General features: G+C 73.8%; 16 protein-coding genes and 1 tRNA gene. 9 read left to right on the forward strand and 8 right to left on the reverse strand.

Going from position 1 to position 16,748, the window contains the following annotated elements; genetic code table 11:
• Window positions 1-8: 8 nt before the first annotated feature.
• From ACH4E8_RS21815 to ACH4E8_RS21835, 5 genes are all read right to left on the reverse strand, one after another.
• Complete coding sequence (locus ACH4E8_RS21815; RefSeq protein WP_398450604.1) at window positions 9-860, reverse strand: STM4011 family radical SAM protein; 852 nt, start codon at window positions 858-860, stop codon at window positions 9-11.
• 11 nt (window positions 861-871) lie between these two features.
• Window positions 872-2,206 carry an STM4012 family radical SAM protein gene (locus tag ACH4E8_RS21820; protein ID WP_398450606.1) on the reverse strand — a complete coding sequence of 445 codons (1,335 nt, stop codon included), beginning with the start codon at window positions 2,204-2,206 and terminating at the stop codon, window positions 872-874.
• A complete protein-coding gene (locus ACH4E8_RS21825) occupies window positions 2,203-3,090 on the reverse strand; it encodes an STM4013/SEN3800 family hydrolase (protein WP_398450802.1) in 888 nt (295 codons plus the stop codon). Before ACH4E8_RS21825 ends, ACH4E8_RS21820 begins: the two co-directional genes overlap by 4 nt.
• Window positions 3,091-3,163: 73 nt before the next feature.
• Complete coding sequence (locus tag ACH4E8_RS21830) at window positions 3,164-4,315, reverse strand: STM4014 family protein (RefSeq protein ID WP_398450803.1); 1,152 nt, start codon at window positions 4,313-4,315, stop codon at window positions 3,164-3,166.
• A gap of 76 nt (window positions 4,316-4,391) precedes the next feature.
• The gene (locus ACH4E8_RS21835; protein WP_398450608.1) at window positions 4,392-5,345 is read right to left on the reverse strand and encodes an STM4015 family protein; all 954 of its coding nucleotides are present in this window, start codon (window positions 5,343-5,345) and stop codon (window positions 4,392-4,394) included.
• A 199-nt stretch (window positions 5,346-5,544) separates the two neighbouring features.
• Here ACH4E8_RS21835 and ACH4E8_RS21840 point away from each other — a divergent pair, with 199 nt between their 5' ends.
• Both ACH4E8_RS21840 and ACH4E8_RS21845 read left to right on the forward strand, forming a co-directional pair.
• Window positions 5,545-5,871: a hypothetical protein gene (locus tag ACH4E8_RS21840; protein ID WP_398450610.1), complete on the forward strand. Its 327-nt coding sequence runs from the start codon at window positions 5,545-5,547 to the stop codon at window positions 5,869-5,871.
• A 126-nt stretch (window positions 5,872-5,997) separates the two neighbouring features.
• The gene (locus ACH4E8_RS21845) at window positions 5,998-7,083 is read left to right on the forward strand and encodes a DUF6745 domain-containing protein (protein ID WP_398450612.1); all 1,086 of its coding nucleotides are present in this window, start codon (window positions 5,998-6,000) and stop codon (window positions 7,081-7,083) included.
• Between the two features lie 20 nt (window positions 7,084-7,103).
• Here ACH4E8_RS21845 and ACH4E8_RS21850 read toward each other — a convergent pair whose 3' ends face one another.
• The 3 genes from ACH4E8_RS21850 to ACH4E8_RS21860 form a co-directional block, all read right to left on the reverse strand.
• Window positions 7,104-8,063 (reverse strand): carbohydrate kinase family protein, encoded by a 960-nt coding sequence (locus ACH4E8_RS21850; protein WP_398450614.1) that lies wholly within the window; start codon window positions 8,061-8,063, stop codon window positions 7,104-7,106.
• Window positions 8,064-8,135: 72 nt separating this feature from the next.
• Window positions 8,136-8,750 carry a TetR/AcrR family transcriptional regulator gene (locus ACH4E8_RS21855; protein ID WP_398450616.1) on the reverse strand — a complete coding sequence of 205 codons (615 nt, stop codon included), beginning with the start codon at window positions 8,748-8,750 and terminating at the stop codon, window positions 8,136-8,138.
• An 87-nt stretch (window positions 8,751-8,837) separates the two neighbouring features.
• Window positions 8,838-10,025 (reverse strand): Glu/Leu/Phe/Val dehydrogenase dimerization domain-containing protein, encoded by a 1,188-nt coding sequence (locus ACH4E8_RS21860; RefSeq protein WP_398450618.1) that lies wholly within the window; start codon window positions 10,023-10,025, stop codon window positions 8,838-8,840.
• Window positions 10,026-10,436: 411 nt separating this feature from the next.
• Between ACH4E8_RS21860 and ACH4E8_RS21865 the strand changes: the two genes are divergently transcribed.
• From ACH4E8_RS21865 to ACH4E8_RS21895, 7 genes are all read left to right on the forward strand, one after another.
• Window positions 10,437-11,618 carry an MBL fold metallo-hydrolase gene (locus ACH4E8_RS21865; protein ID WP_398450620.1) on the forward strand — a complete coding sequence of 394 codons (1,182 nt, stop codon included), beginning with the start codon at window positions 10,437-10,439 and terminating at the stop codon, window positions 11,616-11,618.
• Between the two features lie 489 nt (window positions 11,619-12,107).
• Complete coding sequence (locus ACH4E8_RS21870) at window positions 12,108-14,084, forward strand: ATP-binding protein (RefSeq protein WP_398450622.1); 1,977 nt, start codon at window positions 12,108-12,110, stop codon at window positions 14,082-14,084.
• A 7-nt stretch (window positions 14,085-14,091) separates the two neighbouring features.
• The gene (locus ACH4E8_RS21875; RefSeq protein ID WP_361533332.1) at window positions 14,092-14,526 is read left to right on the forward strand and encodes a roadblock/LC7 domain-containing protein; all 435 of its coding nucleotides are present in this window, start codon (window positions 14,092-14,094) and stop codon (window positions 14,524-14,526) included.
• Between the two features lies 1 nt (window position 14,527).
• Window positions 14,528-14,899 (forward strand): DUF742 domain-containing protein, encoded by a 372-nt coding sequence (locus tag ACH4E8_RS21880; protein ID WP_398450624.1) that lies wholly within the window; start codon window positions 14,528-14,530, stop codon window positions 14,897-14,899.
• On the forward strand, window positions 14,877-15,560 hold the full coding sequence (locus tag ACH4E8_RS21885; RefSeq protein ID WP_398450626.1) for a GTP-binding protein: 684 nt from the start codon (window positions 14,877-14,879) through the stop codon (window positions 15,558-15,560). The genes ACH4E8_RS21880 and ACH4E8_RS21885 overlap by 23 nt, the downstream gene beginning before the upstream one ends.
• On the forward strand, window positions 15,557-16,138 hold the full coding sequence (locus tag ACH4E8_RS21890) for a GAF domain-containing protein (RefSeq protein ID WP_398450628.1): 582 nt from the start codon (window positions 15,557-15,559) through the stop codon (window positions 16,136-16,138). The genes ACH4E8_RS21885 and ACH4E8_RS21890 overlap by 4 nt, the downstream gene beginning before the upstream one ends.
• A 435-nt stretch (window positions 16,139-16,573) precedes the next feature.
• Window positions 16,574-16,647: transfer RNA gene (locus tag ACH4E8_RS21895), tRNA-Pro, on the forward strand.
• Window positions 16,648-16,748: the final 101 nt, after the last annotated feature.

A 16,748-nucleotide genomic window follows, 5' to 3' on the forward strand; every position in this document is an offset into this window, starting at 1 on the left:
CCGCCCGACTACCCGGCCGGCTGCGCCGGGATCCGCTCCAGCACGCCGCCGGCGAACACGTCGTACAGCGGCAGCGACTCCAGGTGCACGTAGCCGATGTGGCAGTCGCACACGGCCAGCGGACAGGCCCGCGGACGTAGCGCCGCCCGGAACGAACCGTCGTACAGGTTCCCCAACTCGGCGGGCACGAAGTGACAGCGGCGCACCGTGCCCGCACCGTCCACGGAGACCACCGACTCGCCCGTGCGACACGGCAGGCCGGCCGAGCGGTGCGGTCGACGGCTGTACGGGAACAGCGGGTCCAGCGCGGTCCACCGGTCCGCCGCCCCGTCCGAGTACTCGTGCCCCTCCGCCGCGTTCACCCACAGATAGACGTGGTCCGGCAGTTCGGCGCGCAGCCGGCGCGCGTGCTCCAGGTGCTCGGGCAGCCCCACGATCCCCACGCTGAAGCGCACCCCGAGCCGACCCAACTCGTGAGTCTTGGCGAGGAAGCGGTCGTACGGCGTCTGCCCCGGGTGGTACGTGCACCACAGGGCCAGCGCGTCCAGGTCGGCGTCGGCGAGCCAGTCCGTGCGGCAGGACAGATTGGTCTGGATGGCGACCCGCCGCACGTGCGGCAGTCGGGACAGCTCCACCATCGCCCGCCGGTACCAGGAGCGGACCAGGCCCTCGCCCCACGGGGTGAACAGCACCGACAGCCGCTCCTGCGACTGCGCCGCCACCCACCCGGCGAACCGCTCCAGCGCCGCCCGGTCCGCACGCAACTGCTCCGGGCTGTCCCGGCGCTTGGCGAACGGGCAGTACGGACAGTCGTAGTCGCAGGACGCCAGCGGCCCCCGGTACAACACGGTCAGATCCATCGCAGGCCCCCTCACTTCGGCTCGTACGCGGCCATGCGGACGCGCACGCCGGGGGAGAACAGTTCGGGACCGAGGGCGTCCGAGTGCGCCAGGCCCTCGGGGCCCAGCCGGAGCAGGTCGGCGGGGGCGGCCGCGTCCAGCCAGCCGCGCTGCGCGAAGCGCTCCAACTCGGGCCCGAAGTCGTCGTCCACCTCACCGCCGAAGCGGGTGCGGTACGCGGCCCTGGACATGCCCTCCGCTTGGAGCAGGGACTGCAACAGATGGCGGCGGCGCGCCTCGTCGTCGTCCACCGCGTAGCCGACTTCGGCACGGGTGAAGTCCTCGGTGGCGGTGTACGCGTCGATGATGCCGCGGACCTCGGCCGTCGCCACCGCGTAGTCGAACGAATAGTGCAGCCGGGAGGTGTACGAGCGGGCACCGCAGCCCAGGCCGATCATTCCGTCCGTCTGACAGGCGTGGTCGTCGAAGGCGGCGGCCGGCGATCCGCTGCGCCGGAACATCCGCATCGACACCTGCTCGTAGCCGTGGGCGACGAGGTGGTCCCGACCCTGCCGGTAGAAGTCGAGGCGGCGGGCGTCCCAGGCGTCGTCGTCGCTGCGGGCCCGACCGCCGAGCCCGGTCAACGGGCGCACGTACAGCGGGTAGAGGTACAGCTCCTCCGGCTGCCAGGACATGGCCGCGTCCAGGGAGTACCGCCAACTGCGCGGGGTCTGGCCGTCGATGCCGTAGATCAGGTCGACGTTCAGCACCGGGACGTGCGAGGCCCGTATGCGGTCGAGCGCGGCGACCACGTCGGAGCCGCGCTGGGGCCGTACCGCGGCCTTCGCCTCCTCGGCGACGAAGCTCTGCACGCCGATGCTGAGGCGGGTGGCGCCCCGCTCGGCCAGCACCGCCAGCCGGTCGGCCGTCGCGGTGGCCGGGGAGGTCTCCACCGACAGCGGCACGGCAGACAGGTCGGCCCCCATCCGCTTCTCCGCGATGTCGCACAGCCGGTCCAACTCGTCGGCCGTCAGGAAGGTGGGGGTGCCGCCGCCGAAGGCCGCGGCCGCGAAGTGCACCGGGACGTCGTCGCCGAGCGCGTCCCGCACGGCGGTGGCCTGGCGGTCCAGCGCGTCCAGGTAGCGGGTGGTCAGCTCCCCGGGCGCGCCGATGCGGGTGAAGAGGTTGCAGAAGCCGCAGCGCACCTCGCAGAACGGCACGTGCAGGTAGAGCGCGAGCGCGTCCTTGCGCTCCGCCGCCCACAGCGCGCTCAACTCGGGGCGGCTTTCGAGGGGACGGTACGCCGTCTTGTGGGGGTAGGCGTACACATAGCTCTGGTACGGGCGGGGGCGGTCCGGGGCGCTCATGCGGCGGCCGCCGACGACCGGGCCGGGGCCGCCGGCGCGGACGGTTCCGAAGGCTCCCTCGGATCCGTCCGCTCCTTCGGATCCGTCCGCTCCAGGAAGAAGTGGGCGTACGGCACGGTCCACACGGCCGGGTGGCCCAGCCGGTGGCCGGTGTAGCCGTCGTCGCCGTAGGCGGTGCCGTGGTCGGAGCAGACGATCGCGAAGCAGCGCCGACGGCTCGCGGCGGCGGCGAACAGCCGACCGATGTGCCGGTCGACGTACTCCAGCGCGGCGGCGTGCGTCGCGCGGGAGTCGCCGGCGTCGGCGCTCGCGCCGGGCAGGTGGAACCAGTTGGGCTGGTGCAGGGCGGGGACGTTCACGAAGAGGAAGAGCCGACGCTCGGGCGGCAGTGCGGCCACCACCTCCTCGGCGCGCGCCACCTGGTCTTCGAAGGAGGTGGGGGAGGCCACGGAGAACTCGGGCTCCCAATGGCTCTCCTGGAACAGGCCGGGCAGCGCCGAACCGAGCGGCCCCTGCCGGTTGAAGAAGCCGACGCCGCCGATGCACACCGTGCGGTACCCCTCCGCGGCGAGGGCGGAGACCAGGTCGGGGGTGTCGAAGACGTAGGTGCGGCCGGCGGTCGTCTCGCTGCCCGCGAAGCGCGCCGCGAACAACCGGGGGTGCGGCCCGGGGACGGCCGGGGTGGGCAGGAAACCGGCGAACATCGCCTGGTGGGACGCGTAGGTGAAGTTGCCCGGTGCGTGGCGCTCCTGCCACCGGCCGTCGGGCAGGTGCCGGGCCAGGTTCGGCAGGCGGCCGGCCGCCGCCAACTCGACGGCGACGTCGTACCGCAGCGTGTCCAGGGTGACGAGCAGCAGGTCGTCGCGGCCGACGACCGCGTTCATGTCCGGGTCCGCGGGCGCGGCCGGGGCCGGACCGGGGTCCGGTGCCGGCTGCGCGGCGGTCTCAGTCTCGGTGTCAGACAACGGCGCGGTCATGGGTGGTTCCTCGTTCGTGCGGCCGTACTCGGCGCTGGTCTTCTGGACGGGGTCGGTTCCGGTCGTGGGGCGTGGGGGAGCGGGCCGCCCACCGCTCGCGCACGGCGGCGATCTGCGCCGCGTACGTGTCCCGGCCCTCCGCGCCGCTGCCCGGCAGTCCGGTGAGCCCGGGCAGTAGGTCCCCGAAGGCGTTCGCCTCGCCGACCGCGAAGCGCCGCCAACCCCGCACGGGCAGCAGGTCCACGCCCACCCGGAGCGAACCGGGGAAGCAGCGGGCCGTCCGCTCGCAGACGTCGAGGGCCCCGGACCAGTCGCCGCCGGCCGCCTCGACGGCCGCCCGCGCCGCCGCCAGATCGCCGCGGGCGCCGCCGAGGTGGAGGTTGGTCATGGGGTGGCGGCTGGTGCGCACCACCACGTGGGTGGCGCGGCCGGCGGTGACGACGACCCGGAGGTCCGTGGCCCGCCCCTGCTGGGACGCCTTCGGCAGCCACCGCTCGATGTGGAGTCCGTCCGGCGCGAGGGCGTCGACGAGGTCGGCGACCTCGCGCTCGGTGGTGTAGCAGCGCACCCGGAGCGAGTTGAAGAGTCGACCCCGGGCGTCGCGCTCCACCGAGGTCGTGGCGTGCACCCGGCCGCCGCCGGCGGTCTCCACGGCGAGCACGCCGGACGCGGAGGAGCCGTGCGCCGGTTTGACGAACATCCGGCGCAGGCCGGCCCCGGCGGCCAGCGCACGCACGTCGTCCCAACCGCGCACGGCCGGCGCCCCGCTGCCCGAAGTCGGCGAATCGGGCACCGGCACCCCGGCCGTGCGCAGCACGCCGTGGCAGAGCCGCTTGTCGAAGAGGACCGCGAGGTCCACCGGGTCGTCCAGCGGTACGGCGCCGGCCGCGGCCACGGCCGTGGACACCTCGCGCGCGGCGGTCACGAAACGCTCGTACCAGCGGGCCGTGCCCTCCACGCGGGCCGGGTCGTCGACGTCCCGCAGCATGCGGTCGACCTCGGGCTCCTCGCCGGGCGAGTCGAGCCGCACCCACTCCTCGGGGCGGAACTCCGCACGGCCGCGCAGGACCTCGCGCCAGGGCACCACCCGCACCGGGGCCAGCCCGGCGGCGCGCGCCGCGTCCTGGAACATGGTCACGCGGCGGTGCCCCGGATGGCCGACCACGGCGATCCGCGGGCCGCTGGAGTGGTCCGTCCCGGTCACGGCGTCACTCTCCGACGGACACGTAACGGTTGTCCCAGTCGCTGTTGCGGTCCCACTCGGAGAACAGGCTCTCGCTCAGGTCGACCTCGACGCCGCTGGCGCCCAGCGTGGTGGCGATCCGCTCCACCATGGACTCCGACAGGTAGTGGTGGTGCAGGTTGAGCTTCTTGAGGTGGGTCAGCGGCTGGCCGTTCAGCAGCGCTTCCGCGCCCTCGTCGCTGAGGGTGCCCATCGACAGGTCGAGGCTCTCCAGCCGGCCCACGACGGGCGCGCCCGCCAGGGACCGGGCGACCACGTCCTGCATGTCGCTGTTGCGCAGGGCCAGGTGCGTCAGCCGCGGCAGCCGCACTCCGGAGAAGAACGGTTCGAACTCCTGGATCCCGGCGTCCGCGCCGTACTCGCTGGTGCCGAGCCACAGGTCCAGGTGCTCCAGGGCCGGCAGGTCGCTCGAGGCGATGCCCTGGACCACCTCGCGGCCCAGTCCGCCGGTCTCCACCGTCAGGGACCGCAGCCGCTCGTGGCGCACCGGCTCGAAGACCAGCGCCTGCCCGCCGCGCACCCCGAACTCCTCCAGCAGCGGGAAGGCGTCCAACAGCGGATTCACGTGCCCCTGGTTGATCCAGGAGATCTCGCACTCGTCGAAGGAGATGTCCCCCAGGAACAGGGCCCGCAGGGCGGGGAACCGCTCGCCGGCGCCCGCGACCGCAGCGATCAGGCTGTCCGGACCGGAGTCGTACGCCTCCTTCCACACGCCGACGACCAACGCCCGCACGGCGGTGGTGTCCACAGTGGCGACGAAGCGCTTGAACGCGTCCTCCCACTCCTCGTCCTCGGAGTCCCCGTAGCCGTCGACCGCGATCCGCCAGGCGACCGCGGCGGCGGCCGGCAGTTCGGCCTTCTCCCCGGCCTCGGGGAAGTCGAAGACGGGCAGGCCGTGAAACTCCTGCAGATTGCTCATGGAGGGCTCCAGACACCGGAGGGTGATCGATCTGGTGATCGGTTCGATTGGCAGAAGTTGTACCAAGTCCGACTGACAACCCGGGGGGCGGGGCACCGCGCGGGGCGTCGCGGACGTCGTCGCCGGTGCGTTGTCAGACCCTCCCGTTAGCGTCGTTTCCAGTTCGGCGCAGTCGGCGCCGGCCGTCGAGGGGAGAGCCATGTACCGGCAGGGAGACGTACTGATCGCGCCCGTGGCCGAGGAGTCGGTGCCCGCGCACTTCGCGGACGTCCAGGGCGAACCGCGGGACGGGCGGGGCCGGTTGGTGCTGGCCCTCGGGGAGGTCACGGGGCATGCGCACGCGGTGCCCAGCCCCGGCCGGCTGGTGCGCGAGCAGGGTCAGTTCGGGCCGCTGCTGATGCACCTGCCGGTGGGCGGTCGGGTCGTCCACGAGGAGCACGCGGCCATCGAGCTGCCCCGTGGTTGGTACCGGGTGATACGCCAGCGCGAGTACGTGCCGGGCGCGGTCCGGATCGTCGCCGACTGACGCCCGCGCACCGGGCACCACCACATCGCGCCGCACCCGGCGCACGAAGCACAGGGCAGCACAGCACAGGCACGACGGAGCAGCGGTCCCGGTCCACGGCCGGGCGAGCGGGGACGGGGAAATCACATGCAGAATGCAGCGAACGAGGCAGCGAACACGGACAAGTGGCGGGCCGTCGCATCGGCGACCGGACCCGCGGACCGGGCGGCGGCCGAGGACGGCGTTCGCCTGGCCTATCGCAAGGCCGGGCTCGCCGAGCCCGAGCGGATCCTCTGGGCGGCCTCGCCCAGAGAAGCGGTGGTCACGGTGCGCTCCCTGGGCGCGGAGGCCGGAGCCTCCGTACGGGAGGAGGTGCGCACCCGCCCCTGGGCGGAAGAGCGCCGCCGCGTGCACGACGAGTTGGGGCCCGGTGGGTGGGTGGAGCTGTGGGCCGGGACGGGCGCCCGGCTCTGGGACGGGACCCGGGACCTCGCCGAGCGCATCAGGACCGGTGTCGTGGACCAACTCGCGCCGCCGGCCGAAGAAGAGGACGGGCCGGGGGAGCCGAAGGCTGAGCAGACCCCTTCGGGGGCGGAGCCGATCACCGCGTTCGAGGTCCGTCAGGTCCTGCTGGACGCGGTCCTCGGCCAGCACGACGCCGCCTGGCTCGCCGCCTTCGACGGCCGCAGCCCGAAGCTGGAGGGGCTGGCGAGCGTCGCCGTCCGCGCGGGCTGGTGGTGGCCGTACGAGAAGGTCGCCGTCGTCTGCGAGCGTCCGAGCGAACTCCACCGGGACGAGGCCGGCCGCCTCGACAGCGGCGCGGGCCCCGCGCTTGCCTACCCGGACGGATTCGCGCTGCACGCCTGGCGCGGCATGCCGGTGCCGCCCGACTTCGTGGACTCCCTGTCCACCCTCACCGCCGATCGCATACGCGACGAGGAGAACGCGGAACTGCGCCGCGTGATGCTGGAGTACTACGGCTACGAGCGCTATCTGGGCGAGTCCGGTGCCGAGCCGCTGCACAAGGACGAGGCCGGCACGCTGTGGCGGATCGCGCTGCAGGGCGACGAGGACGTCGTGATGGTCGAGGTGCTCAACTCCACGGCGGAGCCCGACGGCACCTTCCGCACGTACTGGCTGCGGGTGCCGCCGAGCGTCCGCACCGCGAAGGAGGGCGTCGCCTGGACCTTCGGGCTCGACGTCGAGGAGTACGCGCCGCTGCGCCAGACCTGAGCGCCGTCGCCCCGGGGGCGTCAGCCGGTACGGGGGAGCGGCCGCTCGATCTCCGCGGGGCCGATCAGGGCGGTGCCGCCCTCGCCCGTGCAGGCGTGCGCCCCGGCCCGCGCCCCCATCCGGGCGCACTCCTGCGGGGCGCGCCCGGACAGCAGCCCGTGCAGGAAGCCGCTGACGTACGCATCGCCCGCGCCGTTGGTGTCCACCACGGGAGCGGGCGGCGGGACGGCGGGGACCGGCAGGACGGTGCCGTCCCCGTCCCGGGTCAGCAGGTACGAGCCGGCAGCGCCCGCGGTGGCGACCACCGACCGCGCCCGGCCGGCACCGAGGACCTCCCGCATCACGGCCTCGGTCGCGGAGCGGGCGCCGGCGGAGCTGAGGAAGACGTACTGCGCCCGCAGGGCGAACTCGCGGTGGTGCTCGTCCACCCCGTTCCAGTCGTGGAGGTCGGTCGAGACGGGTACGCCCGCCTCCTCGACGTCGTCGAAGAGGTGGCGCGCGAAGTCGGTGATCGTCAGGTGGACGTGGCGCGCCCGCCGCAGCAGCGGGAGGTACGTCTCGCGCGGCGCCCGCAAGCCGCCGGGGTCACGGGCGTCGAAGAAGGACATCCGACGTCCGGCGGGGTCGACGAGGTTCACCGCCCGACGCGTGCCGGTGGGGGAGTGCAGCGCCACGAAGTCGACGCCGCCCGCCGCAAGGCGCTCCCGCACCAGCCGGCCCGGATCGTCGTCGCCGACGTGGTCCAGCAGGGTGACGGAGCGGCCGAGGGCGCGGCAGCCGAGCGCGACGTAGCCACCGGTCTGGCCGGCGTGCTCCCGGATCGGGCCGACCCCGACGGAGTCGGCGAGCGGGACCGGCAGCGCCGGGACGCGGACCACGGTGTCCACCCCGGTGCCCCCGACCACCAGCACGTCAATGGGGGCGTCGCGGTCTTCCGGGGCCGGATGCGGGGCGCGGGGCGAGAGCGAGCCGTAGGACATGGTCGCCCAGTATGGCCGAGGGCCGGGGAGCCCGGTGCGGCCTCCGCGGCGACGCCGGCAGGGCGGGCGCGTTCAGCGCGCGGTGAGCGCCGCGCGCTCCAGGCCCAGTTCCCGGGCGAGCGCCTCGTCGGCCCACTCCAGCATCGCGGCCCGGGACAGCGAGCCGGCGTACGACGTCATTTGGACGGCGAGCCCGTCCAGGAAGGCCGTGAGCCGCCAGGCCGCCGCCGCGGGGTCCGGGCAGGGGAATTCGCCCTTCGCCGCGCCCTCGGCGATGACCTCGGTGAGCGCGGCCTTCCACTGCTGGTCGAGATCGCGGGCGACCTCGCGCAGCGCCGGGTCGCGCAGCGCCACCGCCCAGCTCTCGATCCACAGCCGCCAGCCCTTGGCCGTGCCGGTCGGCGCGTACCAGCGGACCGCGGCCCGCAGCCGGCGCAGCGCCGACGTGCGCCGCCCCAACAACTTGCGAAGATGAGCCAGGTCGCCGTCCGCGGCATGCGCGAAGGCCGCCGCGACCAGCTTCTCCTTGGTGGAGAAGTGGTACAGCACCAGTGCGTTGCTCACCCCAAGCGACGCGGCCACGTCGGCGATCCGCACGGCGGCCACGCCGCGCTGCTCGATCTGCTCGACCGCCGCCCCCAGCAGTTCCTCGCGCCGTTCCGCCACGCTCAACCGGACTCTTGCCACAACGTCAGCCTACACAGCGGATCTTGGCGTCCTGACCGCTCTGTGACGGCCGTCTCCGCGCTTCCGCCGCCGGCTGAACCGGGCGGATCACCCGTACCAGCCGAATCGTTCCGTTATCCGCGGTAGCCGGTCCTCGACGATCGCGTGCGCGGCGGCCCGCGGAGTGCTGCCGTCCGCCTCGGCCCGGGCCAGCATCCGCCCCACCAGGTCGCGCATGGAGCGGCGGGTGTGCGCGAAGGCCGCGTCCGCGTCGGCTGCCACGTCGCCGAAGAGGGTCCACCACCACCAGGCGTTCGTCCCCGAGTTGACGACGACGTCCGGCAGCACCGTCACACCGCGCCGCGCGAGCAACTCCTCCGCCTCGGGCAGCACCGGCATGTTGGCGGCCTCCACGATCCACCGGGCGGTGATCGACGCCTGGTTGGCGGCGTCGATCGCGTACGAGACCGCGGCGGGCACCAGCACCTCGGCGTCCGTCGACAGCCAGGCGTCGCCCGGCAGCTCCTGGTCGTCGGGGCGCAGCGCCCCGCGGTCGACGGTTCCGTACGCGTCCCGGGCCCCGAGCAGCGCTTCGACGTCCAGCCCCCGCGGGTTGAAGACGGTGCCCTTCACGTCGGCGACGGCCACCACGCGCAGCCCGGCCCGGGACAGGAACCGCGCGGTGGCGCCGCCCATGGTGCCGAAGCCCTGCACGCACGCGCGCGCGCCCTCGTGGCGCACCCCGGCCCGGTCCAGCGCGACGAGCACCGATTCGGCGACCCCGCAGCCGCCGACCAACTCGTCCAGGCCGATGCCGTCGACCTCGACGGCGAACGCCGCCGCGAGCCGGCTCCGGGCCGCTCCCTCGTCGTCGAGCAGCCGGTAGACGGCCTGGACCGTGGAGACGAGCCCGGCCTCGGCCGCCGCGCGGTCGACCACGTCCTGGGTCAGCCCCAGGTCTTCGCCGGTGGTCCACACCGCCTCGACGTACGGGCGCATCGCCCGCAGGTACCGCACGAGCACGCCGTACGCGGCCGGGTCCCGGGGGTCGCAGTCGATGCCGCCCTTGGCCCCGCCCAGCGGGATGTACTTCCCGGCGGGCCCGTCCGGGTTGTAGTGCAGGGCCTCCTTCATCGTCATGCCCCTGGCCAGCCCGGCGACCTCGGCGAGCGAGCAGCCCTCGCGCATCCGCAGCCCGCCGCTGGCGACGCCCCGGACGAGCCGGTCGACGACCAGATGGCCCTGACGGCCGGTGACGTGGTCGGTCCAGGTGAGCGACAGCGATGGGGCGGTCATGGCGAGGGCTCCTGGGAGGGCGGGCACGAGGCCGATGAGGGTGCCGGCCACCGTACGTGACCGGAAAGGGGGTTCCGGCAGTCGGGGTGCCTGGCGTATGCGACCGCACGGTCGAGCACCCCACCATACTGAATCGTCGTTCAGTATTGAAGGTTGTCGACGCGGTGTCAACGCGATCGGCAGCAGGGGTGCGGGGCCGGTGGCGGCCCCTTCGCGACCTGTGGCGGGGCGGGTCGAGCGGGGTCGCGGTCGATGCGCGGGGCGCGCTCAGGAACTCCCGTCGCCGTCCTGGCGTTGAGCCGATCGCGGCGCCGCCGCAGTTGAGGGGCGGGCGCCCGAGCGGCCGATTCTCACTCCGCACTGTCGTACCACCCGTCCATAATGAGAAGACCCCCATCCCCAGGAGGTGCCGTGACCGGAGCCGGATCACCCCACTCACCGAGGTCCCGGCTGCGCGCCCTGCGTCCACCGGCCTTCGGCGCCGATCCCACCGGTGCACGGCTGGAGCGCATCCGCCGCTCGCCCAACTTCGCGGACGGCTCCTTCCAGAACCCGGTGGGAGCCCGGACCCGGCCGTCCGGCGCATCCACCGGCGCCATCGCGAGGTCCTACCTCGACGCGGAGTCCCGCGCCCGCCGGGCGCCCACCGGTCCCGTGCCCATGCACCCCGACGTCCGCACCGACCTCGCCAAGCCGCCCGCCAGCGGGCTGCGCCTCACCTGGATGGGCCACTCCAGCGTCCTGACCGAGATCGACGGCCGCCGGCTCCTCTTCGACCCGGTCTGGGGCGAGCGCTGCTCCCCCTTCGCCTTCGCCGGACCCAAGCGGTTGCACCCCGTGCCGGTGCGGCTCGCCGCGCTCGGCCCGCTGGACGCCGTCGTCATCTCGCACGACCACTACGACCACCTGGACCTGCCCACCATCAAGGCGCTCGCCACCACCGGCACGGTCTTCGCCGTCCCCCTCGGAGTCGGCGCCCACCTGGAGCGCTGGGGCGTCGCCCCGGACCAGCTGCGTGAGCTGGACTGGCACGAGTCGACCGACGTCGCCGGCGTACGGCTGACCGCGACGCCCGCCCGGCACTTCTGCGGCCGCGGCCTGCGCAACCAGCAGCACGCGCTCTGGGCCTCCTGGGCCGTCGCCGGCCCCGAGCACCGCGTCTTCCACAGCGGTGACACCGGATACTTCCCCGGCTTCCGCGACATCGGCGCCGAGCGTGGCCCCTTCGACGCCACCATGATCCAGATCGGCGCCTACAGCGAGCACTGGCCCGACATCCACATGACCCCGGAGGAGGGCGTCCGCGCCCACCTCGACCTCCAGGCCGGCGCCCCGTCCCACGGCGTGATGCTGCCGATCCACTGGGCCACGTTCAACCTGGCCCCGCACCCCTGGGCGGAGCCCGGGGAGCTCACGATGTGGGAGACCCACAAGGCCGGCGTGACCATGGCCGCGCCCCGGCCCGGCCAGCCGTTCGAGCCGGCCTGCACACCCGCGGTGGACCCGTGGTGGCGCGCGATCGCCCGCGCCCCCGCCACCGGCTGGCCCGCCTGGCCGACGGTCGGCGAACTGGACCTCGTCACCGAGGCGTAAGCCATGCCGCACGCGACCGGGGTCGTGGGCCCCTTCCGGCCGTGCCGTGGCTTCGGCAGCGCGGCGGCGCTGGGAGGGGCGCTTGCGCGATGGCTTCCGCGCTCCTGATCCGCTGCCCCTGTCACTCCGCCTGCTGACCGGGGCGGAGGCTGGCTTCTAGGGGTGCGGGGGACTGCGCGACAAGCCGCGACGCACCCGCGGGAACCAGCGCTCCCACAGGGCTCCGGCGGCTCCGTCCAGAGGCGCCCGAACGGATTCGGGCTGGGGTACGAGACCTCATACCAGAGCGGGACGAATGGCAGGCAAGTTTCACAACTGCCCGCCGCGGCCGACCGTCCGACGACTACCGTGTGTTGCCGGTGATCAACAAAGCGCAGTCATCTCGTAGACGGTGGAACGCCGTTGGGCCGGCGCGCGGGACCGGGTCATCACACGCAGTACCCAAGGGCGGCACGCCGGTCCCTGGGACCCCACGCACCGAGGACATCGATGTCTCAACCACGCGTACCCGTCGCACGGCCCGATCGCCGGGAGGGCGGGCGCCACGGCAGGCAGCCGGGCAGGCCCGTGCCGCCGCCGGGCCGCACCCGCGCCGGGCCGCGACCCGACATCCGGCTCAGACCGCGACTGCTGCGGGCGGCCGTGCTCCCCACCCTCGCCGCCGCCCTGGGCGGTGCGACGGCGGTGGCCTTCACCGTGCAGACCACGGGCCACCAGCCCTCGCGCGTCCTGTGGGCCGTGCTCGCCGCCTACGCCGTCACGGCAACCGCCTCCGTCGCCGCCGCGGCCCTCGCCGCCGACCGGCTCGCGACCGCGGTGCTGGAGCGCGCCACCAGCCTCCGCCGCCGCGCCGAACGCGACCGGACGGAACTCGCCGTCGTCGTCGAGGGCATCCGCCGCGGCGACGGACCGCCGCCGTTGCGCACCGCCCGCGCCACCGCGGGCCCGCCCCCGGCCGACGAGTTCGAACGGCTCGCCCGGGAACTGGGACGCTTCCAGGACTCGGCGATCGCCGCCGTCGTCCAGGCTTCCCGACTCTCCACCAGCGTCGGCAACGAACAGAAGGTCGAGGTCTTCGTCAACCTTGCTCGCCGGCTCCAGTCCCTGGTGCACCGCGAGATCCAGCTCCTGGACGACCTGGAGAACGAGGTCGAGGACCCCGACCTGCTCAAGGGCCTCTTCCACGTCGACCACCTCGCCACCCGCATCCGCCGCCACGCGGAGAACCTCGCGGTCCTCGGCGGCGCCGTCTCCCGACGGCAGTGGTCCCGCCCCGTCACCATGACCGAAGTGCTCAGGTCCGCCATCGCGGAGGTCGAACAGTACCCCCGGGTCAAGCTGGTCCCCCCGATCGAAGGCACCCTGCGCGGCCACGCCGTCGCCGACGTGATCCACCTGCTGGCCGAACTCGTCGAGAACGCCACCCTGTTCTCCGCCCCGCACACCCAAGTCCTGCTCCGCGCCCAGTACGTGACCGCGGGCCTCGCCGTGGAGGTCGAGGACCGCGGCCTCGGGATGCCGGCCGCCGAGCAGGCCCGGATGAACGCCCTGCTGGCCGACCCCGACCAGGTGAACGTCGCCCACCTCCTCCAGGACGGCCGCATCGGACTGTTCGTCGTCTCCGCGCTGGCCCGCCGCCACGGCATCGCCGTCCGCCTCCAGAACAACATCTACGGCGGAGTGCAGGCCGTGCTCGTCGTGCCGCAGGGCCTCCTGGGCTCCGACCCCCAGGGACTGGCCGGCGGCGTCATCGCCGCCACCCAGTCCGGACGCACCCGCCGGGCCAAGAGCCACCTCGCACCCGCCCGACCGGACGCGGCACCCACCCCGCACGCCAACCCCGCGCACGCCCCCGCCGCGGTCGCCGACCACCACCACCTGCACCCGGGCGCCCCGGCCGACACCGGCCCCACCGGCGGACACGACGTCGGTGCCGACCCGCACCCCGTCGCCCCCGAGGACGTCCCCCACGCCGGCCCGGCCCCACGCCCCCCGCAGCCCCGTGGCCCGCTGCCCGTACGCACCGAGCACCAAGTGCGCCCCACGCCCGCCGCCGCCCTGCCCGGCACCGGACACCGCGCCCGCGCCGAGGAGACCGCCGAACCCCACGCGTCGCCGCCCCCTCACGCGTACGTCCCGCAGCGTGCGGCACCACCCCTGATGCCCCCGCTGGACGACGACACCGCGCTGCTCCGCCCCCAACTGCCCAGGCGGCGCGTCCAAGAGCACATCGTGCCGCAGCTACGGACCCCACCACCGCCCCGCCGCAGCGACGAACACGCCGTGCACGACCCCGGCCTGATGGCCGCCTTCCGACGCGGCTTCGGACTGGCCGAGACCGCCGAACCCCACCCGCGGTACGAGCAGTCGCACCCCGCGCACCCCTCCCAGTTGTTGCACACCTCGCACGCCCCCGACGCGGCGCCCGGAGCCCCGCGGCGCCACGACACCACCAACAAGGAGTAGATGCACCATGGCGAGCGACGTGCCCAACGGCTCCGTTCCCGACCTCGACTGGCTCCTCGGCGGTCTGGTCCAACGCGTCCCGTACACCCTGAACGCGGTCCTGCTCTCCTCCGACGGCTTGGTGAAGTCCGTCCACGGCCTCGACCCCGACAGCGCCGACCACATGGCGGCCCTCGCCTCCGGCCTCTACTCCCTCGGCCGCAGCGCCGGAGCCCGCTTCGGCGACGGCGGCGAAGTGCGCCAGGTCGTCGTGGAACTGGACTCCACGCTGCTGTTCGTCTCCACCGCGGGCTCCGGCACCTGCCTCGCCGTGCTCGCGGGCCGCGAGGCCGACGCCGCCGTCCTGGGCTACGAGATGGCGATGCTGGTCAAGAGCGTACGGCCGTACCTCGTCACCCCCGCCAGGAAACAGGCCGGGGTCGCCGGCGCCGTGGGACAGTGACGTGCCCGTACCCCTCGACGGCCCCCTGCTCGACGACGCGGCGGGCCGGCTGATCCGCCCGTACACCGTCAGCGGCGGACGCACCCGCGCGACCGCGGCCCTGGACCTGCTCACCCTGGTGCGGGCCACCGACGAGGTGCCCCGCAGCCCGCTGGGGCCCGAGCACGCCCAGGCGCTCTCGCTCTGCCGCGCCCCGGTGTCGGTCGCCGAGGTCTCGGCCCATCTGCGCCTGCCCGCGGCCGTCACCAAGGTCCTGCTCTCCGACCTCGTGGAGTGCGGCGCGGTCACCGTCCGGGCGCCGCGCCACCACGACAACCCCGCCGACATCCCCCTGCTGGAGGCAGTGCTCGATGGTTTACGACGACGGCTGTGACCCCGGGGGCCCCCGGGAATCGGACCCCACCGCTCCGGCTGGTCTGCCCAGACCGCCCGGGCCGGTGGCGAACGTCGATCCGTTCCCCACCGCCTTGAAGATCCTCGTCGCGGGCGGCTTCGGGGTCGGCAAGACGACCTTCGTGGGGGCCGTCAGCGAGATCGAGCCGTTGAGCACGGAGGAACTGCTCACCCAGGCCGGGGTGGCGACCGACCACCTCGACGGCGTCGAAGCCAAGACCACGACCACCGTCGCCATGGACTTCGGCCGGATCACCCTCGACGAACGCCACGTCCTCTATCTCTTCGGCACCCCCGGCCAGGAGCGGTTCTGGTTCATGTGGGACGAACTGTGCGAGGGCGCGCTCGGCGCGGTCGTGCTCGCGGACACCCGACGGCTGGCGGACTCCTTCTCCGCCGTGGACTTCTTCGAGGCCCGCGGCATCCAGTTCGCCATCGCCGTCAACGAGTTCGACGGCGCCTACCGCTACGAACCCGACGAGGTGCGTTCGGCCATGGACCTCAGGTCCGGGGTGCCCGTCGTCCTGTGCGACGCCCGGATCGCCAGCTCCGGCATCGGCACCCTCGTCACGCTCGTACAACACCTGCTGAACACCGCCGCAACCCCGGCCCCGGCGCCGAACCACGGAGCACCGTCGTGAGGTACGACCCGACCAACAACCTGCTGCTGACCCCCGTCGACCGGGAAGCCCTCGAACGGGGCAAGCGGCTGCGCACGCTCGGCTTCTGGGACCGCGCCGACCCCGTCTTCGACGACTTCGCCAAACGGCTCGCCGACGCCTTCGAAGCCCCGTACTCGCTGGTCAACTTCATCGACGAGAACCGCCAGTTCTTCGCCGGGCTGCACACCCCGACCGGGGCCCACAGCGGCCGGGACCTGGGGGCCACGGCCGCCGCGGCGGCCTCCGCCGGCGCCGCCGACCGCATCATGGGCCGGGACCGCGGCTACTGCCCGCACGTCGTGGTCCGCCGCAAGGCGCTGGTGCTGGAGGACGTCTGCGACTACCCGCGCTTCGCCGGGAACCCGGTCGTGGACGAGATCGGGGTCCGCTCCTACCTGGGTGCCCCGCTGATCGACCGCACCGGCACGGCCCTCGGCACGATCTGCGTCTGCGACACCGAACCGAGGGCGTGGGGGCGCGCCGGCCTGGAGTCCATCAAGGCGATGGCGGGGGAACTCATCGAGGAGATCCACCGCCGGGAGGACGGCTTCCTCTGAGGCCCCGCCCACACCGTGGACCGCGCGCAGCCCAACGCTGTTGCTCCAGCGCGTCCACCGACAACTCCCGGACGGTCGACTCGTCCACCTCGACGCCGAGCCCCGGACCATCCGGCACAAGGTCCGTCCCCCTGCCCCACCCGTGCGTAAGGGGCCCGGTCCGCGTCCACCCACCGCGGCATGTCCGGCACGTGGTCGCGCACCTCAGTCACGACCGCGAGGTCCGTCTCCTCGCCGTGCAGACCGCCCCTGACCTCGAAGCGCGGTAGCCCGCCGCGGCGCCTTCGGCACCCCTCTTTGCGAGGGAGGAGGGCGTGATGGGCTGGACGTTCCAGAGGGGTGTGACGGCTGGAAAGCCGTTCGTGACCACAGCCGCGAGTGCGGTATGGTTCTCATGCGCGTTCAGCCAGGGGAAACCCCAGGTCAGACGGGCAACGGGACGTGGCGCAGCTTGGTAGCGCACTTGACTGGGGGTCAAGGGGTCGCAGGTTCAAATCCTGTCGTCCCGACCGGCGTTTTCGCGGGTCGTAGGCGGTATCGGAGAAATCCGGTGCCGCCTTTCTGGCTTTCTTGGGGGCCACACGGTCTAGCGACGCCTTCGCTGGACGGC

The sequence above is a fragment of the Streptomyces sp. NPDC017979 genome, assembly GCF_044328175.1.
Taxonomy (GTDB): domain Bacteria; phylum Actinomycetota; class Actinomycetes; order Streptomycetales; family Streptomycetaceae; genus Streptomyces.